The following is a 25,781-nucleotide window of genomic DNA, read 5'->3' as shown; positions in this document are numbered from 1 at the left end:
ATGTTCAAAAAGGTACTAGTGGCAAACCGTGGCGAAGTTGCGGTACGTATTATCCGGACGTTGAGAGAAATGGGTATTGCGTCAGTTGCTATTTATTCAATAGCTGACAAAGATAGCCTACATGTTCAAATTGCTGACGAAGCTATCGCAGTTGGTGGGGTCAAGCCGACAGATTCGTACTTGAATATGAAAAATATTTTAAGTGCAGCTTTGTTAACAGGATCCGAAGCCATTCATCCTGGCTATGGATTTTTATCAGAAAATGCGTTGTTTGCTGAAATGGTCGGCGAAGTTGGCATTAAATGGATTGGACCACGTCCAGATACAATTGAATTAATGGGTAATAAAGCCAACGCTCGTGAAGAGATGAGGCAAGCTGGTGTGCCAGTTATTCCTGGATCAGATGGCTTTATTCGTGATTTTTCAGAAGCAAAAGCTGTTGCTGATCGTATTGGATATCCATTATTGCTGAAAGCTGCTGCCGGTGGTGGTGGAAAAGGAATGCGTTTTGTCTATAGTGAAGCTGAGCTGAGTGATAAGTTTGATGATGCTCAAAACGAAGCACGACTATCTGTTGGTGATGATCAGATGTACATCGAAAAAGTGATGGAACATGTTCGACACATCGAGATGCAACTTTTACGAGATGAAAATGGACACGTCGTGTATCTACCAGAACGTGATTGCTCGTTACAACGTAAAAATCAAAAAGTGTTAGAAGAGTCACCTGCGGTTGGTGTGACACCTGAAATGCGCGCTTATTTAGGTAGTATTGTCACAAAAGCTGCACAAGCTATAAAGTATGAAAATACAGGAACTATTGAATTTTTGCAGGATCATGAAGGTAATTTTTACTTTATGGAAATGAACACACGTATTCAGGTGGAGCATCCAGTGACTGAAATGGTGACGGATTTGGATCTTGTTAGATTACAAATTGAAATAGCTGCCGGTTATGATTTACCAATAACACAAGATGATATTCAAATTAACGGTCATTCTATTGAAGTTCGTTTAACGGCTGAGAGACCCGAAAATAACTTCGCACCTAGTGCTGGAACAATTGATTTAATATTCTTGCCTACAGGTGGACCGGGTGTTCGAATTGACTCTGCGTTGTTTGTCGGAGATAAAGTACAACCTTTTTACGATTCAATGATTGGTAAACTAGTTGTTAAGGGTGATACGCGTGAAAAAGCTGTGAATAAAATTCATCGCATTGTTGATGAAACTGTTGTACAAGGCATTTTTACCAGTTTAAGTTTTCAAAAAGCGTTGTTAGAAGATGATAATGTCAAGCGAGGTGAGTTTGATACACGTTATCTGGAAAATGATTTTTTACCACGTTGGACGGAAACTCTGTCAAATAATTAATAAATTAATGCCGCATGCGTTTGACGTGTGCGGTATTCTAGTAAATGGAGACATTTCATATGGAACTATACAGTAATAAAAAGAACGACACTTCAAAGATTAAAAAAGATGCATCAGTTAATGATCGTATACCAGATGGCCTTTTCTTAGCTTGTCCATATTGTGGCGCGCAAATGTATAATAAACAGCTTGGTAAGTATCGTGTTTGTGCGAAATGTGGTTATGGATTTCGACTACAAGCTCGAGAACGAATTGAGCTGCTGACTCAAAATTTTGAGGAAATGGATGCTGACATCCAAATGGATCATCCTGATTTTCCTGGTTATGCAGAAAAATTGAAACGTGCACAGTCTCAAACAGAATTAGCCGAGTCAGTATTAACAGGTTTGGCAGATATTGAAGGGGAACGAGTAGCTTTAGGTATCATGGATTCATATTTCATGATGGGATCTTTGGGTTCAATGACAGGTGAGAAAATTACTCGATTGTTTGAATATGCTACGGCGCATAGATTACCTGTTGTTTTGTTTACGGCTTCGGGCGGTGCGCGTATGCAAGAAGGCATTAATTCTTTGATGCAGATGGCTAAAGTATCGGCTGCTGTTGCGGCTCATCAAGAAGCTAAACTACTTTATCTAGTTGTATTAACTGACCCTACAACTGGTGGCGTAACAGCTAGTTTTGCGATGCAAGGGGATATTACTTTGGCTGAACCACATGCACTCGTTGGGTTTGCTGGGGCCAGAGTTATTGAATCAACAATTCATGAGAAATTACCTAAAGATTTTCAACGTGTAGAAACGTTACTAGAAAATGGTTTTGTGGATCAAATTGTTCCGAGATCGGAATTAGCACGATTAATTGCTCAGATTGTTAGATTACACACAACGGAGGCCGAATAAATGCCTGATATTCTAAGTGGATTGAAATTATTTAAACGCGAATTAACACCAGCGCAGGTTGTTAAAAAATCACGTGAAGACCGTTTTATGGCTCGAGAGATTATTGATGGTATTTTCACAGAGTTTGTTGAATTGCATGGTGATCGTCTTGGCGGTGATGATATGTCTATTATCGGTGGTATTGCTCGTTTGGGAACTATGCCAGTGACCGTTATCGTTGTGGATAAAGGAATCGATATTCATGACAAGTTAAGTAAGCGTAATGGTTCTCCTGAGCCTTGGGGATATCGTAAGGCGCAACGGCTAATGCAACAAGCGAATCGATTTAATCGTCCGATTATTATGTTTGTAAATACACCTGGGGCTTTTCCAGGTAAAGAAGCAGAAGCACAAGGACAAGGGGAAGCCATTGCTAAATCAATTTTGGATTCAATGAAATTGACTGTGCCTATGATTTCGATTATCTATGGTGAGGGTGGTTCTGGGGGCGCGCTTGCTTTAGCAACAGCTGATCAAGTGTGGATGTTTCAAAATGCAACATATTCAATATTATCCCCCGAAGGATTTGCTTCTATTTTGTGGAAAGATAGCAAGCGTAGTGAGGAGGCTGCAGAAATTATGGGCTTAACAGCTAAAGATTTGTTGGAGAAGAATATTATTGAATATATTATTCCTGAGTCTCGTAATCATCCAAGAGTATTTAATCTAATCCGCAAACGGCTGACTGATGAAATTAGTTCCTTAAATCAATTAACACCGGATGAATTAATAGTTAAGCGCCGTAACCGTTTTAGAGCGTTTTAAAAAGATAAATATGTTATAATGAAAGTCCCCAAAGGTATTTGGTGGATTTTTTAAGGGTCTGTTTTTGGAATTCGACAGGTTACTTAGAGCATTGATTGCGTTTCGCCGTCCGGGCGCAAAACGGGCAGAAATTTTAACTGCAAAAAACGAAAACTCTTTCGCTATCGCTGCCTAAAACACAGTGATGCGTAGCTTAATCTTGGTTGCTGGTGTCTGAGATTAGGCCATAAAAAGCCAGATCGTGGTGGTCTTTACATCTGGAAGAACATCATTAAATTAATCAGATTAGTTGTATTGGTTGGCCTTGAGCTGCGGCGTACGGTACAATGAAATTTAAGTAGTGGCTCTATAAGCGTAGATATTGATGTATCAGGTGATTTGGACAGGGGTTCGACTCCCCTCAGATCCATTTAGCATTTCATGGCGTTGCACAAGGTTTCAAAAACCTTGATGTAGCGCCTTTTCTTATGAAAAACGTTGCACTGTATTTCGTACAAAAAAGTAAAAATTACATATAAACTAATCTTTTTTATGATTAAATGAAAAATTAATTTTTTTAAACTGAATTATTTATATAAATAATAGTACCCTTATTTTATTGGAGTGATAGCATAGAGAAAGAGAGAATGGGGAGAAAAATTGATGACAAGAAAATTATTTTGTGAAATATCACCACTAACATATAAAATATCTTATGAATCACATATTATAAAGCGAAAAATTGTTGATATTGTAAGTCGAAATGTGGCCAAAGACAAATATGAGAAAGAATTACCTTATCTTGTCTTTAAACATGAGTCATTGATGCGCAGAAGATTACGTAAAGTACCAGTCCCTGTTGAAGAGGCAAAGGTAAATAATTTGAAGATTGCGGCTCCTAAGGTTAGCCACATATTAATTAAGCCAGGGGAAACATTTTCTTTTTGGAATTTGGTTGGAAGGTGTACTGTTCAAAATGGCTATCAATCTGGATTAATGGTTGCTAATGATGGACAACTAAAAAAAGGGACAGGTGGCGGATTGTGTCAGTTTAGTAATTTAATTCACTGGATGATTTTACATTCTTCCTTAGATGTAATTGAAAAGTATCATCATGAGCAGGTAGATATGTTTCCTGACTCTGACAGGCAAGTGCCATTTGGCAGTGGAACGTCCATCGTATACAACTATCTTGATTATAGATTTAAAAATAATACAGAGGCAACATATCAATTAATTACATATGTTGGGGATAAATATCTTCATGGTGAATTACGTATGTCTGAGGCGCCTAAACATAGCTATGAAGTAAAGATGATTGACGAGAAATTTATTGAAGAGGGTGGACAAGTGTATCGCTGTGGAAAAATATATCAATATGTACATGATGATGGTAAGTTAATCTCTAAAAAGTTAATCAAAACTAACCATGCTAGAGTAGCTTACGATACAAGTAATTTAAAGGTTATTAAGGAGGCAAGTGAATAGTTTTATTTTGGAGTAAACTATTATCAGCTATATAATTCAAATTTTTTTAAGAATTCTGCAATATTTAAAAGCTTAGCACCAATTGTATAGTATAAACAAGATAACTAATAATTTGGTTAGTGTCAACAAAATGAAAATATAAAAAAATCACGGTCAAAATATGAATCCGTGATTTTTTTATATATTTTTATAGTAACTAATAATAAAGTAAGATTTAGTATGTTTGATTATTTAGAATAGCTGAAACCATAGCACTAATAAACAGTAAGTACAACACTAACAAGGCAATGCCAATAATGAATTGCACTAATCCGGCACGATTCCAAGTAGCTTGTACAGCTTTAAAAGTTTCAACATCTTTGTACTCACCTTTTTGCCAAGCCCATTCATTTCCTTTAAATCCGCATACAAACATCCAAAAAATGTTAAATATAGGAATTAAGCAGAGTAAAGGCAAATAGGTTTTGTTGCCAATACCCCAAAATATATGGTAAGCAAACGCCCCCCAGTTCCATCCCTTAACTTCATCTGGTACATACTTTCCATTCTCATCCATAATATTTCTCCCAAAAACTTTTAACGTGGTTCAATGCACGTCTCTTTAGAAAATACTCTTGTCTATAGTATATGACAGATAAGTGAAAAAAGTCATATAATTTAGTAAAAAAAATCTTTGAAGTTCATTTTAATATAATTCACAGAGAAAAGTTCTTCCATTTTCGTATTTTGGTTCGAAATGTTTTAAAAGGTGCAACAGAATTAATATGGATCCATTTCCAGACAGGCCACTGAGCGGCTGATGTTGCCCATTTGCGTTTATTTGGTTCAAATAGAATGTTGTCAGGTAATTTGTCTACTAATTCACACAAATTTGTTACTTGTATGTTAAGCATATTGATTAGTTCTGCCAAAGTATATTGGCTGTAGGTTAGATAAAACGATTGATATAAGCCACCTAGATTATTCCATTTATAACCTTCAGCGGGAACAATGACATCTTTTCCAGCTAATTCGTCCTTTTCCCAACTCAATAAAGCAGTTATCCATCCTAATTGATAGGAAAGATTTTCAGCAGGCGTCCTGTCAACACCTTCCACTCGTTTGTTTTTTAGTTCGTTTGGGATGTTGATAAATTCATCAATATATTTTTTATAGTTTGTATTTATAGCTTGAATTAATTCATTTTTGTTATTGTACGATTGCATCGGTATACTCACTTTTGATTTATAAATGTAACAAAATTAATCCTATCAGTATAAATAATAGCAGAAATACAATGTTTAAAAGTGTAAATTTTTTTAAGAATTGAAGGCTAGTGTGGTTGTGTGTGTAACCATTATATTGTCTCAGTGCTAATAGGTTAGCTAATGAAGCTATAATAGTTCCTAATCCACCGACAGTTACACCTAAAAACAAAGGATAATTGTCGGTGGTGAATTTTGATAGTAAAACGGTGGCTGGGACATTACTAATTAATTGACTTGTGATAACAGCTGAGAAAAAAATAGAAATTTGATTTTGTGTATGTGTATGAATTAGTTCACGAATCGCATCAATTTTGCTGACAGCACTAATGATAATAAAAAAATTAATAAATGTCAGTATGATAGCATAATCAATGCGTTTGAATACTTTTTTACTAAGTAAAATACCACTTAATATACTGGCAACAAGTGATATAGAAATGGGAATAATTGATAGTATACCCATTAAAACGATAGCACTAGCGACAAAGAGATAAATGACCTTTTGATGATTAATTTTTATATTTACAGTCAAGTTGGTTTGAATGGCAATATTTTTAATAAAGAGGGGACACATGAATAAAGTAATCAATGCCAACACACCGATACCCAATGACATTGTTAAAAAATGAGGAAGACTAAGATTGTAGAATGAAACAATATAAATATTTTGCGGGTTGCCAAAGGGGGTGATTGCACTGCCTAAATTTGCATAAACTGTTAGTAAGCTAACCGTTAAGATGCTAGGCAATGATGTCAGGTGTTTTTTAATGTTAAAAAATATAGGGATAAGTGTCAAAATAGCTACATCATTAGTAAATAGCATAGAGCCAAAAAATGAACAAAGAAGTAAGACTAAAAAAACAGTGCGAGTAGATTGACATCTAGCCACGATATAGCTAGCAACATACTTTAGAATACCTAACTCTTGGTAGATAGAAACGGTAATTAATAAAGCTGATAACGAAAAAATAGTTTTGAAGTCAATGTCTGAAAAATTCACATGACCGTATTTCAAAGATATAATAGACAAAACTAGCGTTACCATGAAAGTTTTATCGGATACTATTCGTTTGGCTAAAGTTAACATATAAAAAAGATACTTTCCATTTGACAACTTAATCTTATGTCAAATTATTTGTCTATGTAATTGGATTCATTGTTACGTGTATGAGTAATATATTAATCATAAGCAGATGACAAAAAATATGCAATTATTGTCGCTCTGAATTGGTATATAGATAGTGCTGCTTGACGTACAAGTGAATTTACGGTAGTATTAAAATATTCTTAGAGGATTAAGCAAGCGCACGTTTAGAGAGTTGATGTTTAGTGAAAATCAATCGTGTTAATGCCCAAGGTTGCTAAGGCTTTGAATTATAATTGTAAATAAAATAAAGCGGTCGCTTTGAAGCGACAAATTAGGTGGTACCACGGTGAAAATCGTCCTAATCTCTATGGTTTTGAGATTAGGACGATTTTTTCGTGTTACCGCCTAAAAGAAAGGAATTAACCATGCGTGATATTGACATGTCAACAAAATATGATCCAACTTCTGTTGAAGCTGGTCGTTATGATAACTGGCAAAGTAAAAAATTATTTGCACCAGAATCAAACAAAGAAATTCAAGGCAATGAGCCAGAGCCTTATTCTATAGTTATTCCACCACCTAATGTTACAGGGAAACTTCACTTAGGTCATGCGTGGGATACAACATTACAAGACATGATTATCCGCCAAAAACGTATGCAAGGTTTCGATACCTTATGGCTACCAGGCATGGATCATGCTGGTATTGCAACGCAGGCAAAAGTTGAACAAAGATTACGTGGTGAAGGTATTTCACGTTATGATTTAGGTCGTGAAAAGTTTGTTGAACAAGTATGGGACTGGAAAAATGAGTATGCTACTACCATCAAGCAGCAATGGGGTAAGATGGGACTGTCACTTGACTTTGACCGCGAACGTTTTACGCTTGATGAAGGTTTGAATAAGGCTGTCAATAAGGTATTTATTGATCTATACAATAAAGGATTAATTTACCGTGGGGAATATATCATTAACTGGGACCCACAGGCAAGAACTGCCTTATCTGACATTGAAGTTATTTATCAAGATGATGCAGGCGCCTTTTATCACGTTAAGTATCCATTTACAGATGGAACAACATTTGACGGGAAAGACTACATTGAAATTGCAACAACTCGTCCAGAAACAATGTTTGGGGATGTCGCTGTTGCTGTCCATCCTAGCGATGAACGGTACAAAGATTTAATAGGGAAAAAGGTTTTGGTACCATTAGTTGGTCGTGAAATTCCAATTATTGCGGACGAGTATGTAGAAAAAGACTTTGGAACTGGTATGGTGAAAATCACACCAGCCCATGATCCTAATGATTTCCAAGTGGGTAATCGTCACGATTTGGAACGCATTAATACGATGACTGAAGACGGTCATTTAAATGAATTTGCTGGTAAATACAATGGCATGGATCGTTTCGAGGCTCGTAAAGCAATTGCCGCTGACCTTGAAGCTGGCGATTACATGCTAAAAGTAGACCCAATTGTTCATTCTGTTGGTCATTCAGAACGTACAGGTGTCCAAGTTGAATCACGTCTATCAACACAATGGTTTGTTAAAATGGAGCCATTGGCTGAACAAATTTTAGACATGCAAAAGAATGACGATGAAAAGGTTGAATTTGTACCAGCACGTTTTGAAGATACATTTTCACGTTGGATGGAAAATATTCGTGACTGGGTTATTTCACGTCAATTGTGGTGGGGTCATCAAATTCCTGCTTGGTACAAAAATAAAGGAACAGATCAAGAAGAACTTTATGTTGGTACGGAAGCACCAGCAGGTGACGGTTGGGAACGTGATCCAGATGTTTTGGACACATGGTTCTCATCTGCCTTATGGCCATTTTCAACCATGGGTTGGCCAGAAAAGCTAGATGGTGACTTTGCCCGTTATTATCCAACAAATACATTAGTAACTGGTTATGATATCATTTTCTTCTGGGTAGCACGGATGATGTTCCAGGGGAAAGAATTTACTGGACAACGACCTTTTAAAAATGTCTTGATTCATGGTTTAATTCGCGATGGTGAAGGGCGTAAAATGTCAAAATCATTGGGTAATGGCGTTGACCCGATGGATGTTATTGAAAAATATGGTGCTGATGCATTACGTTGGTTCCTAGTAACGGGATCAACTCCGGGACAAGATTTACGATTTACTTACGAAAAGATGGATTCGGCTTGGAACTTTATTAACAAAATTTGGAATGCGTCACGTTATGTTATTATGAATTTGGATGAAGATACACCATCTACGTTACCAGATATGAGTCAATTAACATTGGCCGACCAATGGATTTTGTCACGCTTGAATACAGTGGTTGAGAATGTAACACGTAATTTTGACAAATTTGAATTTGGTGAAGCAGGACGTGAGTTGTACAACTTTATTTGGTCTGATTTTGCCGATTGGTATATCGAAATGACCAAGGAAACATTGAATGGTGATAATGACAAGGCACCAGTGCAACAAACTTTGGCCTATGTGTTGGATCAAACATTACGTTTATTGCAACCAATTATGCCGTTCGTTACTGAAGCTATTTGGCAAGAAATGCCGGCTCAAGGTAGCAAAAATGCTGATTTTGCTATTGTAAAATATCCGGTAGTACATGAGGAATTAAACAATCTTGAAGCAGAAAAAGCTTTCAAATCATTGCAAGATTTAATTGTAGCTGTTCGTAATATTAGAGCAGAAGCAAACGCCCCTATGTCGACTCCTATTGATTTGCTGATTCAAACAGCGGACGAGGGATTGAAGAGAATTTTTGAAACAAATGCTGATTATATCAACCGCTTTGCTCACCCTAAAACGTTAACAATTAATGATGATGTGCAAGCTCCTGATTTGGCGATGTCACAAGTAATTTCCGGCGCAGAAATTTATGTGCCATTGGCTGAATTGATTGATATCGATGAAGAAATTACACGTCTGCAAGCTGAAGTGAAAAAGTTTGCTGGAGAAGTAAAACGAGCTGAAGGAAAACTAGGAAATGACAAATTTGTTTCTGGAGCTCCTGAAGCTGTTGTTAAGGCAGAAAAAGAAAAGTTAGCCGACTGGCAAGCCAAACTTACTGCAACAGAAGAACGATTAGAAACTTTAAAAGCTAACTAATAATCAGTTTAAAATCACTCCATTAGGGGTGATTTTCTTGTTATGTTAAAATAAATTACGCTAGTATGTTAAGAGTTAAGTAGTGGACTTTTTTTTATAATTCGATACAATAGTTAGAGTATAAAATAGCGTGTAATATATGGCTGTATGCAATTTTTGAAGGAGAGTTACAATGTCCGGAAGTAAAATACTAGCAAGTGCGCATTATGTGCCTAGAGACATCGTGACTAATGATGATTTAGCAGATATCATAGATACCAGTGATGAATGGATTCAAGTTCATACTGGTATCAAAACACGACACATATCCTTGCAAGGTGAAAATACGAGTGATTTAGCAACATCTGCTGCTGAACTAGCATTACATCAGGCCAATATCAAAGCAGAAGATATTGATTTGATTATTGTAACAACATTTACCCCTGATGGATTAGCACCATCAACCGCTGCTTTAGTACAGCGCAATCTACAAGCTAAAAAGGCTTGGGCTTATGATATTATGACTGCTTGTGCAGGTTTTGTTTTTGGATTAAGTACAGCAGATAAGTTCATTAAATCAGGTCAGTATAAAAATGCCTTGGTTATAGCATCTGAAGTTAATTCTAAGATGATGGATTTTAAAGATCGAACGAGTACGGTTTTTTTTGGTGACGGTGCAGGTGCAATTGTTATGACAGCGACTGATGAAGGAATTGTTAAGGCTGAAAAAATGCATACAATTGGCAATGCTGACGTTGTTCATTCAGGAAGAATCGAACCACTAAAAGAATTATCTGTGGATAACTATCCAAAAATTGATGCTTTTTCCCAACAAGGGCGTAGTGTATTTAACGAGGTAACAACCTCAATTCCACAACATATTCGCGAATTTTTGGAAGAGCAAGGACTAACAACAGGTAGTATTGATTACTACATTCCACATCAAGCAAATCTACGTTTGATAGAATATATTGCGAATGATCTTGGTGAACCAATAGAAAAATTTTCAACAAATGTTACTAAGAATGGAAATACATCATCAGCTGGAATTGCTATTGGCTTAGATGAATTAAGAAAATCTGTTGATTTAAACGGAAAAAAAGTATTACTAACCGGTTTTGGTGCAGGATTCACTTATGGTAGTGTGCTTTTGGAATTCTAAAGAAAATATTAAGACGTTTAACGGTGCTTAATATTATAGAAATGCCGAAAAATAAAAATAATTGCTATGAATTGAGCATTTTTATTTGAATTTATCATCTAAATAAGTAAATAATACACTGAAAAAACGTTGATATCTCAACGTTTTTTATTGTTTGAAATATATCAGTAATATTGTTACATTATTGATATAGTGACACAATACATACGTTACAACGAACAGATATACTGATTAATGTTATTAAGATTTGTTTAAATACAAATCTAAAACTTAATTATTAAAAGCGAATTTAATTTCATTCAGGAGTTATATAAGAATATGGGTAAATTTTTTAAGAAGACTTTGTTAACTACTGCCGCAGGTGCTGCCGCATTTGTAGGTGGTCATGCTGCAGCTTCTGCTGACACAGTTGAAGTACAATCAGGCGATACGTTATCAAAGATAGCAGCAGCAAATAACACTACTGTGGATGATTTGGCTAAAGCTAATGGTATCAGCAATAAAGATTTGATTTTAGCTGGTTCATCATTAGAAATTAACGCAACACAAGAAGTTTCTGGTTTATCAGCAGATGGTTCATCATATACAGTGCAATCAGGTGATACATTATCAAAAATTGCTGAAAAAACTGGTGTAGATGTATCAGTATTGTCATCATTAAATAACTTATCAAATACAAATCTTGTTTTGACAGGACAAGAACTTTCGTTGAAGACAGCAGCTACACAACAAGAAACAAGTTCTGAAGCTACAACTGTAACGGCAGCGCAGTCTTCTTCTGTAGACACTAGCAATTTAAAGTATATTGCTGGCGCTGATACAGACAACAATGGTTTTATGACATTAGATGAATATAACACATATGTAGCCAATGGCGGTTCAACTTCCGTAACTGAGGATTCATCATCAACAAACACCTCAACAGCTGCAACATCATCAGTAACAGAAAATATTTCATATATTGCTGATGCTGATACAAACAAAGATGGCTACATGACAATGGCTGAGTACGATGCCTACAAAGCCAACGGGGGTTCAACAAGCTCAGCAACTAATTCCTCATCAACAGCTGATTCATCAACAACTGCAACAGAAAATGTTTCATATATTGCTAGCGCTGATACGAATAACGATGGTTATATGACAATGGCTGAGTACAATGCTTATAAGGCTAATGGTGGCGCAACATCGACAAACACAGCGTCTTCTTCTACACAAACAGCAAGTACGAATACTACTACTACTGCTACTACGACAAATGTATCAACTGGTAGTACCACGGCTGATGCGACAATTAATGCTTGGAACGCTAAGCGTGCTGAACTAGGTTTATCACCAGTTACAGTTTCAGCTTCTTTAACAGCACAAGCACAGAGCCGCGCACAAGCAATCGGCACTTCTTCAAACTGGTTCAGTACACATATGTCTTCAGGTACTGCTGAAGTTGTTGCCAATGGATTTGGCGCAGGTGCTTCAGTAATTAATGCCTGGTATTATGAAACAGGTATGGTGAATGGTGGACATACTGCGTTCATTATTAATCCAAACTTTACACAAGCTGGTGTTGGATACTATAATGGATGGATTGTAATTAACGCACAATAACATGCAAAACGATTATTTAAAATTAGCATTGAGCAATATTGATAAAAAATTTAACGACCACAACAGTGGTCGTTTTGTTGCGCAACAATTAATGGATGCGCGCATACCATTATCTGATGGCAATAAACACTGGGAAACATCACCTGCACAGTTGATTAAGCAAATGCATCATCTTTTGGGTGTTTTACAAGCGACACCAGGTGATTTACTATTTTGGGGAACGCAAAATGCACCATACGAAGTAGGTATTTACGTAGGTGGTAATCAATTTATTGCAATCCATAACAGTGAACACGTAGCCAAAATTCAAAAAATATCAAAAAGTTGGTACCCTTGCATTGCTGGATCTATATTTTGATACAAAAATGTCATTTATTTGTTTGTTTTGTTACAAAAGATATTTTCTTGATATATTGATAACAAAGTGCAAAGTACAAAAAATATCAATGACATAGCTAATTGTTATACTAAGAATTGTCGAGAAGACGGAAAAAATTAACATTTATTATTGAATATGAGTCCCTACTAGGAGTTTACTATTATGAAAAAATCTACTATTGCCAAATCTGTCGTTACAGCTGCAGGAGCATTTGCTGTTGCGGGTGCTGCTCAAGTTTCTGCTAACACTGTTTCAGTTAAATCTGGTGACACACTTTACAGAATTGCAGCAGCGAACGGTACAACTGTTGATGCCTTGGTTAAGGCCAACAATATTTCAAATGCTAATTTGATTTTTGTTGGACAACAATTACAAACTACAGCTTCAACAGCTACTACACAAAGTTCAACAACACAAAGTTCAACTACAACTTCTTCATCTTCTAACGGTTCTTATACTGTCCAAGCAGGGGATACGTTGAATAAGATTGCAGCAGCAAATGGCACAACAGTAGCAAACTTAGTTTCTGCTAACGGTATTTCGAATGCTAATTTGATTACTGTAGGACAAACATTAAAGTTGTCAGCATCTACGTCAACTTCTTCAACTACACAGTCTTCAACCACAACTACAGAAACAACATCAAATGATACAGCATCTGCCACAAATGGTACATATACTGTTAAATCAGGAGATACATTAAACAAGATTGCAGCAGCAAATGGTACAACAGTAGCAAACTTAGTTTCTGCTAACGGTATTTCGAATGCTAATGTAATTACTGTAGGACAAACATTGAAGTTGTCAACAACAACAACTTCAACAACTTCAAACACTTCAAGTTCAACAACACAGAGTTCAACTACAACACAATCATCAACTAATACTACTAATACTAACAATAACGATACTAATAACACTGCTACTAGTTCAACAAACAACAGCACAAATAATAGTTCGTCAGCTACTTCATCAACTACAGCAGACGCCACAATTAATGCATGGAATGAAAAGCGCGCTACGCTTGGCTTGCCAGCCATTAAAATTTCAGCATCATTGACGTCACAGGCTCAAAGTCGTGCACAAGCTCTTGCTACATCTTCTAATTGGTTTGGTTTGCATGAATCATCATCAACTCCTGAAGTTGTTGCTAATGGATTTGCCGCTGGTGCAACAGTAATTAATGCTTGGTACTATGAAACTGGTATGGTTAATGGTGGACACACTGAATTTATTGTTAACTCTAGTTTCACTGAAGCTGGCGTTGGTTATTATGACGGTTGGATTGTTATCGACGCTCATTAATAACACAAAAAAAGTGGATAGTTACTATCCACTTTTTTTGTGTTCTCATGTATAGTAGAGTGCAGAGGTATAAAAAATGTTGTACAAATTTACTGAATTAACAAAAGAAGAATACACTAATTTTGAAAAAAATAGTTCTGTAGGGACTTTTTTGCAATCTAGTGAACAAGCCGAATTGTTACAAAAAAGAGGCTATAAAATATGGTTACTAGGTGTAAAGGCCGACAACAAAGTTGTTGCAGCAGCATTGGTTATGCGTGAAAAAGTACATCTAGGATATATTTTTTCTATTGACCGTGGGCCAATGTTGGATTTTAATAATCATGAGTTATTAGCTTTTTTCATGTCTAATTTTGTTAAATTTTCACGTGAAAACAAAGGACTTTATATCGAAATTCGTCCTAATGTTACTTTAAAGATTACCAATAATCATGGTGAAACTATAGGGGAAGAAAATACTTCCTTTATTGAAGAAATGAAATCGCTTGGATTCACCCATCTACCGTTTGTGGACGGATTCACCACGGCTGGGTCTCCAGAATGGGAATATATCAAGGACTTGTCAGAACTAACTGATGAAAAATCCGTGCGAGCTTCCTATAACAAAAAAGCACAATATTATCTTAAGAAAAATGCACAATTTGGTATTCAATTACGTCAGCTATCTCGAAAAGATTTACCAGAATTCAAAGAACTGACTCAAAAGACTGCCAATCGTCTACATTATAAAGACAAAAATTTGAATTTTTATCAAACAGTTTATGATGTATATGGGGATAATGCAACTTTTATTTTTGCAGAACTCAATTTTGATAAGTACATTAATGAAGAAACTGAAAAAATAGCGCAACTTGACGAAAAATTAGCCAAAATTAATCAGAAGATTGAGAAATATCCAGCAAACGATAAGTTTAAAAGACAATATGCTGAATTTGCTGATCAAAAGAAACAACATAACAAGCGCATTTTAAAGGCAGCACAGCAAAAAAAGGATGCTGGCAAAGCAACTGTTGTTGTTGCTGGCGCACTATTTCTTCAACAGCCTCAAGAAATGAATTACTTGTACTCTGGGACGTATGAAGAATATATGGATTATTACGGACCATATCAAATTCAAGATGTTATGATTAATGAAGCAGTAAAACAAGGATTAAAGCGCTATAACTTCTACGGTATCGCAGGTAAATTTGATGGTAGCGATGGTGTATTAGGATTTAAAACTACTTTTGAAGGTCATGCACGACAATTAGTTGGTAATTTTATGATGCCAGTTAATCCGATTAAGTATAAGTTTTATCGTTTATTGAAGAAAATGTTAGGTCGTGCCTAGTAAAAAAATAGTATTTTTTTAGCGGGCTAAAGTTGATTTGTGGTATGGTAGGTAAGATGATTATTAAACTGGCGGTACAACATACTTATGAAACATAATCCATATCTAGAAGATCGAGATAACAAAAACGATGCGCGGGCTAACCTCCCCACACGTTTACGAATATTGTTATTCATATCATTTATTTTAATGGTTGCGCTTATTGTGCAATTAGGATTTTTAACAATTAAGCAAGGCGCAAATTATTTAGCAGAAGTTAATCGTAGTGAAGAAACTGTTGAAAAAGGTAATACACCGCGTGGATTAGTGTATGATGCTACAGGTCGTGTGCTTGCTGGAAATAAAGCGCAAACGGCAGTTACGTTTACTCGCGGTACGAATATTAGTTCTAGCACTATGCGGAAAACAGCTGTTAAACTGGGTAAATATTTAACAGTTGATACGACACGTCTTAGTGATCGTTCTAAGGCAGATTTTTATTTAGCCGATGCGGCAAATGCGCAAAAAATTCAAAAAATTATTAACAAAAAGCATAAAAGTGGTAGTACTTTAACAACAGCAGAAATTAATGATTTGTCAGTTGCTTATGTCGAAGATCATAAATTAATTAATCATGTTAGCGATAATGATGCTATGATTTTCCAGCGAATGAGTGGTGCTTACTCATTATCGACAACATTCATTAAAGAAGATGATGTGACAGAAACAGAGCTAGCCGAGATTGGCGAACGCTTGAGTCAATTTCCTGGTATTAAAATTGGAACTAGCTGGGCAAGGCAGTATCCAGAAGGTACTGATTTCAAAGCATTGATTGGAACAGTGACTAGTGAAGATAATGGTTTGCCAGATGATCGTTTGCATACATTATTAGCACAAGGATATTCACAGAACGAATCTGTTGGGAGTTCTAATTTAGAATCAACGTACGAATCTCTTTTAAAAGGCTCTGCTTCGCAGACAGTTGTGACAACGACTTCTGATGGCACTGTTAAGTCTTCTGCGATAAAGTATAAGGGTCAATCTGGTGATAGTCTCAAGCTAACAATTAATGCTGATTTTCAAAAAGAAGTTCAAAAAATACTAGAAGATAATCTACCAACTGGCGACGTCCAAGGGGCTTATGCAACGGTAATGAATCCTTATACCGGTGGTGTTTACGCAATGGCCGGTGTGGATAGAGATTATGATACAGGAACTAAAACAGCTGATCCACTAGGTAATATTAATCACGCAATTGTCATGGGTTCTGTTGTTAAGCCTGCTGTTTTAGCGACAGCTTTTCAAAAAAATGTGATTACGCCTTCTAATTCTACTTTGCTAGACCAAGCTATTAAAATCGCGGGAACACCAACAATTACATCGTATTGGAATAAATCTGGAAATCCCGTTTCTATTGATGCACAGACTGCATTAGAACGATCATCAAACACCTATTTCGTTCAGTTAGGGATGAAAATAGGTGGACAGACATATAGCTCGGGGTCAGCTTTAAATTTGAATTCTGATGCGTTCCAGACGCTACGTAATGGATTAGGTCAATTTGGATTAGGCACGAAAACTGGAATTGATGTGAGTGGTGAAACAGCTGGTTATCGTGGAGATACGACGGGCGCAAGTATTGGTAAATATTTGTATGAGTCATTTGGTCAATATGATACTTATACAACACTTCAATTAGCACGTTATGTTTCGACCATTGCAAATGGTGGTTATTTGATTCAACCTCATTTGGTTAGTTCAGTATTACAAAGTTCTTCTAACAGTAGTAAACAACGAACTGTTTGGAATGCAACACCTAACATACAGGGACAGGTCGCACTGGATTCTGATGAATGGAAAGTGATTCATGAGGGTATGAATCGTGTTGCCAATGGTAGTGACACATATAACACTGGTGGAACGGATCTGCATAAATTAGAGCCAAACGTATATGCAAAAACTGGAACTGCTGAAACGACGACGAATGGACACACAACCTATACAGAATCTATTGTTGCTTATGTTCCTGGTCAGCCTATGGTTATGGCCATGGCAATTCCGGGCATGAATAATTATTTGGATGGTACTAACGGAAAGATTGCAGCAAAAATTATTAACGCTTACTGGAAATATGTTCAAAATAAACCATAGTTATGAAAGAAAAACAGTGATAGTAATATTGCTGTTTTTTTGTATTATGTAAATCAATACGGTCATCAATTGTTTTTAAAGTTAGTGGTAATAATTTTTGTCGTTTCAAAATAGCCAACATTAATGTATACTGTATAATAATTAATCTAAATTAGTGTAGTTATAAATAATTACACTATTTGATATTAGGTATATCGTAGTACAGAATGACATAGTACAATCGAAAAGGGAGTAAATATATGTCTTTTTTAGAGTTAAAAAACATCCACAAATCGTATTTCTTGGGAAAAGAAGAATTTCCTGTCCTAAAAGGAATAGACTTATCATTTGAAAAGGGAGAATTTGTTTCTATTCTTGGTGAATCTGGTGGTGGTAAATCAACATTGATGAACATCATTGGTGGCTTGGATCGTAATTTCTCAGGTGACGTATTGATCAATGGTAATCGACTCGATCATCAACAAGAAAAGAAACTAGATGTCTATCGCCGTGAAACAATTGGCTATATTTTTCAAAGTTTCAATTTGATAAATTATCAAACAAACTTAGAAAACGTTGAGACTAGTTTGAATATGACGACACTTTCAGCAGCTCAACGCAAACAACGTGCAATGGAATTGTTGGATAAGGTTGGCTTGGGTGATCATGTTCATAAATATCCTTCACAGCTCTCAGGTGGACAAAAACAACGTGTAGCCATTGCTCGTGCACTAGCAGCTGATCCAGATGTGATGATTGCTGATGAGCCTACAGGAGCTTTAGATTCAGTTAATACAATAGAAGTTCTTGAACTACTTGAGCAGATCGCACAAGAAGGTAAGCTCGTTATTGTGGTAACTCACTCACAGGCTGTTGCTGATTATGGTACACGTATTTTACATATGGCTGATGGGAAAATTGATGAAGAAAAGAATTTGAAAGATAAATTCGAAGTATCATCAAACCCAGACCGCTTAGTATCAAAACCATTATCAGCGTCTTCAATATGGGACATGGCATTTGATCATCTAAAATACAAAAAGTTACAAAATTTCTTGATTATAATGGGCTCGGCAATAGGAATTTTTTCGGTGATATTATTTCTTGGTTTAGGTAACGGTATTAAAGGATATATTAATGATCAAGTTAGCTCCTTGGCCAACCCTAATTATCCAACAGTTATTAAAAATACGTTAGATGACAATGATGCGACAAACAATGAGCGTATGCAAGCCACAACACAGGCAGCTGCGACTAACTACTCATCGACTGTTTTTTCTGACAGTGTGATTAAGAAAATTAATAATGTTAAAAACGTATCTAAAGCATATCAAGGCTATCAATTTAACAATGCTGTTTTCAAATATGGTGATGTACAGTCTCAAGCAGGTACACAAGTTCAAACTTGGTCATCAGCATATGCTGATAAAATCATAAAGGCAGGACATAAGCCATCAGCTGATAATGAAATTGTTATTGATAAGACATTTGCCCAAAAAGCCAATAAAAATTGGAAATCTTTGATTGGTAAGAATATATCTTACACGTATGTTGCATATGATCAAAATAATCAAGCTGTTCCAGTAACTTCTACAATGAAAATTGTTGGTATTACAGATGGTGGACAAGCCGGAACGATATTCGCAACAACATTTGCAGGCATGAAGCAGGATTTGGTAAAAGCTAAGGCCATTACAGAAGCAAATTACTTAACATTAAAGATAAATGATACACAGAATGTTAAAACAGCCGTGAATGCGGTTAATAAGATTAAAGATAATGGTAAACGTGTTGCAGTGGCAATTTCAGTAGGAAGCATACTAGACACTATCAACACAATTACTAGTTTAGCATCATATGTATTGGCTGCTATTGCTGGAATTTCATTGATTGTATCAGCAATTATGATTATTGTTACGACCTACATGTCTGTATCTGAACGTACTAAAGAAATTGGTGTGTTACGAGCATTGGGTGCACGTGCGAAAGACATTCGTGGTTTGTTCACTAATGAGGCTTTGTTGATGGGAATTATTTCAGCAGTGCTTGGTATTGTAACTGCTTATTTAGCACAGTTTGCTATGAATTCAGCACTTTATGGACTAATAAAGTTTAATATTGTTCAGGTGTCAATTGGTAATGTGATTTTTGCTGTAGTGATTGCACTAATTATTGCATTAGTAGCCTCATTTGTTCCATCTCGTCGGGCAGCTAATTTGAATACTATTGATGCGTTAGCGGCTGACTAAACATTTTAAATAAAAAGCATTCATTGATTAGACATTGAATGCTTTTTATTGTGTACTCATAGATGACTACAATAAGGCACAGGTACTGATTTATTATGGCGTTATGACAACTTTTAATGGTATAATTTAAAAATCAGGATATTCCTGGGGGTACAAATCAATGGATAACAATATGAGCCGAATGACTCGTCAAAATCAGGCATCAAATTCAAATAATTTGCAGCCAAAGAAACCGAAAAAACGCCACAAAAAATGGCGATGGATTATTGGCTTTTTAGTTATTTTACTGATTATCGGTGGTATTATCACTACAATGTTGTTAAGTAACATTAAGAAGTCAGTGGATACGATGCATCGGAGCGCAAATATCACAAAAGCACGAGATGTAAATCAAGTTTTGAAAGATGGCAAGCCATTTTCAATATTAATACTTGGGACTGATACTGGTGCGCTTGCTCGTGACCGTACTGGTTTGACAGATTCAATGATGTTAATTACAGTTAACCCAAAGAAGAAAACAACAACAATGATGTCGATTCCTCGTGACATTATGGTTTCTATTGTGGGCAGAGAAGATACTTTTCCACAAAAGTTAAATGCAGCATTTCCTATCGCGGGTGTTGGTGCAACAATATCTACTTTGCAGAATTATCTAAATGTGCCAATTGATTTTTATGCTCTGGTGAACATGGGTGGTTTGGAAAAAGTTATTGATCAAGTAGGTGGCGTGAAAGTTACATCACCTCTAACATTTACTTATCAACCCGAAAACGACAAGTCAGATGTCTATAAATTTTATAAAAACCAAGAAAAATATGAATACGCATCTGACGGTAAGAACTTTAAAACCTACACAACGATGAATGGTTACGCAGCGCTGTCATTTTCGCGAATGCGTTACGATGATCCAGAAGGGGATTATGGTCGTCAAAAAAGACAACGTTTAGTTCTAAAGGCATTATTGAAAAAATCTGCTAGTGCAAAAACATTGTTAAACGCAAAGTTTATGAAATCAATTTCCAAAAATGCAGAAACAGATTTAACATACAATAATATGACTAAAATTGCCCTATCCTATATGGCTGCTACAAAAAATCAAAAATCTGACCATTTGCAAGGTGTTTCAGACATGTATAATGGTGTCAGTTATCAGATGGTCACAGCTTCTGAGAAACAGCGTGCAACTAACTTATTGCGTAAATCCCTTAATCTAACGGCTAAGACAACCGGAACACAATTTGGTAGTTCGGTACCTGCGTTGTCGTATGGTATTGCAGAATATAATTTAAATGTCATCGGTGAAACATTAGATGCACAATAAAAATCCAATTTTTTTAAGAAATTGGATTTTTTTACTTATCTCTTACATTGGTGAAAGGAATACCGTTACGCCAAAGATAACCACGATAATAACATTCCATTGAGATTATTTGTGTTAAAGATGTTAATGGAAGAACGTATTTCAGCCATAGCATGTCGGTTTTAAAGAAAGGAATAGCCATCATACTAGCGGTGACGAGATATATTAATACTCGCCCTTTCAGAGATAACTTACGGTCAAAAACGGCTTCGGTGACATATCTTTGATAATACTTATTTTGATGTAACCAATTATCAAGCCTTTTAGATGATTTTGACCATAAAATAGTCGTTAATACATAGAAACCTGTTGTAGGAAGACCTGGAATCCATATTGCAATCGTGCCAATTGCAAAACTGAGCGCCCCAAGGGCAATTAATAATATTTTCATATATATAGTTTACCATCACATGGTACAATTAAACTAATTAAATTTATTAGGATGTCTATATGAGCTATTTAGCAATCGTTGATCTTGGTAGCAACTCAGCAAGAATGGTCGTTGAAGAGTTGCATGATGATGGTACTCATACTGAGTTAGTCCGCGAAAAAAAGGATACGCGCATTGCTCAAAATATGGGAAAAGAATTACTTTTAAAAGAAGAACCAATCGCGCGTACTATTGCTGCGCTAAAGTATTTTCAATCAAAATATATTGATTTTCATCCAACAGTTCGTGCAATTACAACTGCAGCGGTTCGTATGGCGAAAAATCAATCTGACTTTTTAGAACGAGTTAGGCGTGAAACAGGAATTGATTTTCAAGTTCTAACTGGTGATCAGGAAGCCTATTATGATTATTTAGGAGTCGTGTCTACTCTGAATGTCAATGAAGGGGTAGTATTAGATACAGGGGGCGCCTCTGTAGAATTAATTGCTGTAAATGATGGTCAACAAGAAGCGGCGGTTAGTTTGCCTTTTGGTGCAGTCACTTTATCAGAAAATTTTGATTTAGCTAATGATATTGCATCAAAAAATATTGATGCGGCCAACACTTACATCTTAAGTAATTACGATAGATTATTTTGGTTGGCACAACAGCAACAAAAGCCTGTAATATTGCTCGGCGGAGCTAATCGTTCTTTAGCGCGAATGGCTCGTACAAAATTAGGTGAAAATGAGATTAGTCTTATTCATGGATTTGAAATGTCAGTAAACCAAGTTGAGCAAGTTTTTTCAGAAATCAGAAAAATGACAAGATCCGAAAGAGAAAAAGTCGTTGGTTTAGAAATATCTCGTGCTGATATTATAGTCAGCGGCCTATTACCCTTGTTAAATCTCATGCGAAAAATTAATTCGCCAAAGGTTATATTTTCAGAAAGTGGGGTTCGCGAAGGTCTAATTGCTGAGACTTTAGCGCAAAAAAATGAGTAAAAAATTTTATGAGTTAACGCCTGATGACCGTTTGTTAGAGTTGTCATTAAATGAGCAAACACGTCAAGCATTATCAAATAGGCAAAGTGCTGTTAATGCACAGTTAGTAGAAAATTATATCAGTGATTTTCGTGTACCGATAGGGGTCGTTCATGATATTTTAGTTGATGGAAAGCGCTATAGTGTGCCAATGGCTGTGGAAGAACCAAGTGTCATTGCAGCAGCCAACAATGGTGTAAAGATGTTATCTGATAGTGTACGTGTAAAAATGTCCAGAATGGCTATGATTGGTCAGATGATGTTTAGCAATGCTGTTGATTTGAGTAGTTTTATTTTAACCCATCGTAATGAAATTTTTGAGATAGCAAAACGTGCCAAACCTTCGATTTATCAACGAGGTGGTGGGTTACTAGATTTTAAAATACGTAAAGTTTCAGAAAACGAAACAAGTCTTGACTTTATTATTGACACCAAAGATGCAATGGGTGCTAATATTGTTAATACTATTATGGAAGCTGAATTAGTGTTGTTCGAACAGTTTAAACCATTAGGCGTTATTCTATCGAACTACGCGACTAATCAGCTTGTAACAGTAAGCGCTGCTGTCGAATTCAAGCAAGTTGGTGGTTTTGAGGTCGCTAAAAAAATTGTGTCCTTAAATCATTTTTCGAAAAATGATCCATATCGAGCAGTTACTGAAAACAAAGGCATATTTAATGGTATTAGTGCTGTGGTCTTGGCTACTGGAAATGATTGGCGTGCAGTAGAAGCCAGTGGACACGCTTATGCTAGCCGTAATGGGCAATATCAAGGATTGGCTACTTGGACAATTGTTGATAATAAACTACATGGCGAACTAACATTACCTATATCCGTGGGAACGGTTGGTGGTGCTATTTCTGCAATGCCTGATGCAAAACAAGCGTTATCAATTATTGGTAACGTGGGTGCTGATGATTTACGTGGTATTATTTTATCGGTTGGCTTGGCACAAAATTTAGCTGCTTTAAAAGCCATTGCATCTGGTGGTATTCAACGTGGACATATGCGTATGCAGTATCGAGCACTAGCTATGCAGGTGGGTGCACACAGTGATGAAGTGATACAAGTAGTTTCACACTTAATAAAATTAAAGCAAGTTGATGCTAGTATTGCTGAAAAAGTATTAATGGAGATAAGAAATGAATCCAAAAATTAAAGATTTATTGGACAATGTTAACAATATTTATCCAGGAACAGTAATGACTCGTGTTAATGGCGAGGAAACTGGTGAATTACATATCGATCAGGCTTCACAAGAAATATTAGGGCAACGGTTACTAATTGAGTTGGAAAATAAAACCGAAAGTGATTTTTTACTTGGGAACGAACTATTAAAAATGTTACTGACCCTTAATGGTATTACACCACAAGTGTTCTTTGCGTTAACATTTAATGATGAGACTTTGGATGAGCAATTAATACAAATTGCTACACGTATGCATAGGGTAGTTATACATGCAATTACATACCGTGAGTTGGCAAAGCAACAAATAACAACGCTAGAAACAGCTAATGCTTATTTTGCGGGACTTCATGAAGAGTTGACTCCTGAAACTGGTGAAATTGATGATGAAAGTTTATGGCGACTATTAATGATATTGGATGCATTGGCTTTTGCTGATACAATTAATGCTCAACATTTTGTATCTGACTTGCAAAGAGATTATCCACTAGCTTATACTGCTGCTAAAAAACTAGTACAACCAATTTTATCAGCTGATTTAAAGCAAGCACGTCACATTCGTCATCGAATTATTTCTTTGTTTACTGGTGTTGATGAAGTATTGGTACAATGGGGAAAGCCAACAATAAATGCGAAAGAATATGTTACGGTAACAAGTGTACTTTCAAAACGTCAATTGGAATTACCAGTTAACCAAGTATTTACGATTTTTCATTCAGAAATGACAGATTATCAAACACAAAAAACAGCTTATGTTGGGTTGAGTAAAACTGATACTCAAAATAGTTTTGTGGTTTCACCACCAGAAAATGAAGCTGATAAACCGGATTTCTTCAAAGAACTATATGCTTTAAAAGTGTCTGATCTATTTCGCAAGTTGTCATTGCCATATATTGAAAGATTATAATTTGAAGGGGAATGTATGTTAGTCACAGCAAAAATACAAAAGCGCTTTGACGATGCAAATAATATTTTATTTATGACAGGTGCAGGTATATCGACTTTGTCTGGTATACCTGATTATCGCTCAAAAGGCGGTATTTATGATGGTATTCGCTTACAACCAGAATACCTACTCAGCGCCACAGCCTTTCATAAAGAGCCAAAAAAACAATATCAATTTATGATGGACAATATGTATTTTCCAGAAGCTGAACCGAATGTTATTCACAAAAAAATGGCAACCTTAACAAAAGAAGGACGAGCAAAAATTATCACACAAAATGTTGATGATTTACATGTTAAGGCGCATTCTGATGTAAATCAATTGATTAGATTTCATGGTTCATTATATGACGTATATGCACCTAATGATGGTCAACCAACCCCATATCAAGAATATTTGAATTCAATGGTACGTGAGGACGGTGCTCTATTGCGCCCAAGAATCACATTTTATGAAGAAATGCCATTTGATGTTGAAAAATCGGCCTTATGGGTTCAGAAAGCCGATTTAATTGTTATTGTAGGTACTAGTTTTAAGGTTTACCCATTTGCTGGTTTATTACAATATGCGAATCCTACGGCTCATATTATGTCAATTAATTTTGAGCATATCACAACACCCTTTGATGTTAATCAAGTTATTGGGGATGCCGGTGAGTTTTTCTCAGAATTAAAAGTTTAAATAACAAGTATGAGATATACTTGTTATTTTTTAGATAATATATGAATTATTTTTCAGATAAGTGTTAAAATATAGAGGAGGTAAATAAA

General features: G+C 35.9%; 21 protein-coding genes and 1 other RNA gene. 18 read left to right on the top strand and 4 right to left on the bottom strand.

Translation table 11 applies throughout. From position 1 onward, the window contains the following. The 5 genes from ESZ47_RS05470 (at position 1) to ESZ47_RS05450 (ending at position 4,547) form a co-directional block, all read left to right on the top strand. Positions 1-1,374, top strand: a complete 1,374-nt coding sequence (locus tag ESZ47_RS05470; protein ID WP_148605467.1) for an acetyl-CoA carboxylase biotin carboxylase subunit — start codon at positions 1-3, stop codon at positions 1,372-1,374. Between the two features lie 59 nt (positions 1,375-1,433). Next, on the top strand, positions 1,434-2,276 hold the full coding sequence (gene accD, locus ESZ47_RS05465) for an acetyl-CoA carboxylase, carboxyltransferase subunit beta (RefSeq protein WP_148605465.1): 843 nt from the start codon (positions 1,434-1,436) through the stop codon (positions 2,274-2,276). After that, a complete protein-coding gene (accA, locus tag ESZ47_RS05460; protein WP_148605463.1) occupies positions 2,277-3,080 on the top strand; it encodes a carboxyltransferase subunit alpha in 804 nt (267 codons plus the stop codon). A 54-nt stretch (positions 3,081-3,134) separates the two neighbouring features. After that, positions 3,135-3,492, top strand: a transfer-messenger RNA (tmRNA) gene (gene ssrA, locus ESZ47_RS05455). A gap of 230 nt (positions 3,493-3,722) precedes the next feature. Next, on the top strand, positions 3,723-4,547 hold the full coding sequence (locus ESZ47_RS05450; protein WP_148605462.1) for a VanW family protein: 825 nt from the start codon (positions 3,723-3,725) through the stop codon (positions 4,545-4,547). 214 nt (positions 4,548-4,761) lie between these two features. Here the strand turns inward: ESZ47_RS05450 and ESZ47_RS05445 are convergent, their stop codons facing one another. The 3 genes from ESZ47_RS05445 to ESZ47_RS05435 form a co-directional block, all read right to left on the bottom strand. Then, entirely contained in the window at positions 4,762-5,103 is a 342-nt protein-coding gene (locus ESZ47_RS05445; protein ID WP_148605460.1) for a ribonuclease G, read from the bottom strand. Positions 5,104-5,242: 139 nt separating this feature from the next. Next, positions 5,243-5,752, bottom strand: coding sequence for a ClbS/DfsB family four-helix bundle protein (locus ESZ47_RS05440; protein ID WP_148605458.1), 510 nt, complete (start codon positions 5,750-5,752; stop codon positions 5,243-5,245). Positions 5,753-5,771: 19 nt separating this feature from the next. Next, positions 5,772-6,881: an SLC13 family permease gene (locus ESZ47_RS05435; RefSeq protein ID WP_148605456.1), complete on the bottom strand. Its 1,110-nt coding sequence runs from the start codon at positions 6,879-6,881 to the stop codon at positions 5,772-5,774. A gap of 425 nt (positions 6,882-7,306) precedes the next feature. On the opposite strand from ESZ47_RS05435, the gene ESZ47_RS05430 reads away from it, so the two are divergent. The 9 genes from ESZ47_RS05430 (at position 7,307) to ESZ47_RS05390 (ending at position 21,427) form a co-directional block, all read left to right on the top strand. After that, positions 7,307-9,988 carry a valine--tRNA ligase gene (locus tag ESZ47_RS05430; protein WP_148605454.1) on the top strand — a complete coding sequence of 894 codons (2,682 nt, stop codon included), beginning with the start codon at positions 7,307-7,309 and terminating at the stop codon, positions 9,986-9,988. A gap of 172 nt (positions 9,989-10,160) precedes the next feature. Beyond that, on the top strand, positions 10,161-11,129 hold the full coding sequence (locus ESZ47_RS05425) for a beta-ketoacyl-ACP synthase III (RefSeq protein WP_148605452.1): 969 nt from the start codon (positions 10,161-10,163) through the stop codon (positions 11,127-11,129). Positions 11,130-11,447: 318 nt separating this feature from the next. After that, the gene (locus ESZ47_RS05420) at positions 11,448-12,734 is read left to right on the top strand and encodes a LysM peptidoglycan-binding domain-containing protein (protein WP_148605451.1); all 1,287 of its coding nucleotides are present in this window, start codon (positions 11,448-11,450) and stop codon (positions 12,732-12,734) included. Position 12,735: 1 nt separating this feature from the next. Beyond that, positions 12,736-13,092: an NlpC/P60 family protein gene (locus ESZ47_RS05415; RefSeq protein WP_148605449.1), complete on the top strand. Its 357-nt coding sequence runs from the start codon at positions 12,736-12,738 to the stop codon at positions 13,090-13,092. A gap of 183 nt (positions 13,093-13,275) precedes the next feature. Beyond that, complete coding sequence (locus tag ESZ47_RS05410; protein ID WP_148605447.1) at positions 13,276-14,418, top strand: LysM peptidoglycan-binding domain-containing protein; 1,143 nt, start codon at positions 13,276-13,278, stop codon at positions 14,416-14,418. A 76-nt stretch (positions 14,419-14,494) separates the two neighbouring features. Then, positions 14,495-15,748: an aminoacyltransferase gene (locus tag ESZ47_RS05405; RefSeq protein ID WP_148605445.1), complete on the top strand. Its 1,254-nt coding sequence runs from the start codon at positions 14,495-14,497 to the stop codon at positions 15,746-15,748. An 87-nt stretch (positions 15,749-15,835) separates the two neighbouring features. Further along, positions 15,836-17,878: a peptidoglycan D,D-transpeptidase FtsI family protein gene (locus tag ESZ47_RS05400; RefSeq protein WP_148605443.1), complete on the top strand. Its 2,043-nt coding sequence runs from the start codon at positions 15,836-15,838 to the stop codon at positions 17,876-17,878. A gap of 239 nt (positions 17,879-18,117) precedes the next feature. After that, positions 18,118-20,106, top strand: a complete 1,989-nt coding sequence (locus tag ESZ47_RS05395) for an ABC transporter ATP-binding protein/permease (protein WP_148605442.1) — start codon at positions 18,118-18,120, stop codon at positions 20,104-20,106. 160 nt (positions 20,107-20,266) lie between these two features. Beyond that, a complete protein-coding gene (locus ESZ47_RS05390) occupies positions 20,267-21,427 on the top strand; it encodes an LCP family protein (RefSeq protein WP_148605440.1) in 1,161 nt (386 codons plus the stop codon). Between the two features lie 31 nt (positions 21,428-21,458). Here the strand turns inward: ESZ47_RS05390 and ESZ47_RS05385 are convergent, their stop codons facing one another. Next, on the bottom strand, positions 21,459-21,857 hold the full coding sequence (locus ESZ47_RS05385) for a YbaN family protein (RefSeq protein ID WP_148605438.1): 399 nt from the start codon (positions 21,855-21,857) through the stop codon (positions 21,459-21,461). A 59-nt stretch (positions 21,858-21,916) separates the two neighbouring features. Between ESZ47_RS05385 and ESZ47_RS05380 the strand changes: the two genes are divergently transcribed. Genes ESZ47_RS05380 through ESZ47_RS05365 form a run of 4 tightly spaced genes read left to right on the top strand, consistent with a single transcriptional unit; the run spans position 21,917 to position 25,692 of the window. Next, positions 21,917-22,840 (top strand): Ppx/GppA phosphatase family protein, encoded by a 924-nt coding sequence (locus tag ESZ47_RS05380; RefSeq protein ID WP_148605437.1) that lies wholly within the window; start codon positions 21,917-21,919, stop codon positions 22,838-22,840. Then, positions 22,833-24,038 (top strand): hydroxymethylglutaryl-CoA reductase, degradative, encoded by a 1,206-nt coding sequence (locus ESZ47_RS05375; RefSeq protein WP_148605435.1) that lies wholly within the window; start codon positions 22,833-22,835, stop codon positions 24,036-24,038. Before ESZ47_RS05380 ends, ESZ47_RS05375 begins: the two co-directional genes overlap by 8 nt. Beyond that, positions 24,022-24,972, top strand: coding sequence for a nitrate ABC transporter ATPase (locus ESZ47_RS05370; protein ID WP_148605433.1), 951 nt, complete (start codon positions 24,022-24,024; stop codon positions 24,970-24,972). The genes ESZ47_RS05375 and ESZ47_RS05370 overlap by 17 nt, the downstream gene beginning before the upstream one ends. A 15-nt stretch (positions 24,973-24,987) precedes the next feature. Next, positions 24,988-25,692 (top strand): NAD-dependent protein deacylase, encoded by a 705-nt coding sequence (locus ESZ47_RS05365; RefSeq protein ID WP_148605431.1) that lies wholly within the window; start codon positions 24,988-24,990, stop codon positions 25,690-25,692. Positions 25,693-25,781 lie beyond the last annotated feature (89 nt).

It is taken from the genome of Leuconostoc litchii (genome assembly GCF_008107645.1).
Taxonomy (GTDB): Bacteria; Bacillota; Bacilli; order Lactobacillales; family Lactobacillaceae; genus Leuconostoc; species Leuconostoc litchii.
The sequence above is the reverse complement of the archived record's forward strand: the minus strand, read 5'-3'. Positions and strand labels throughout refer to the sequence as shown.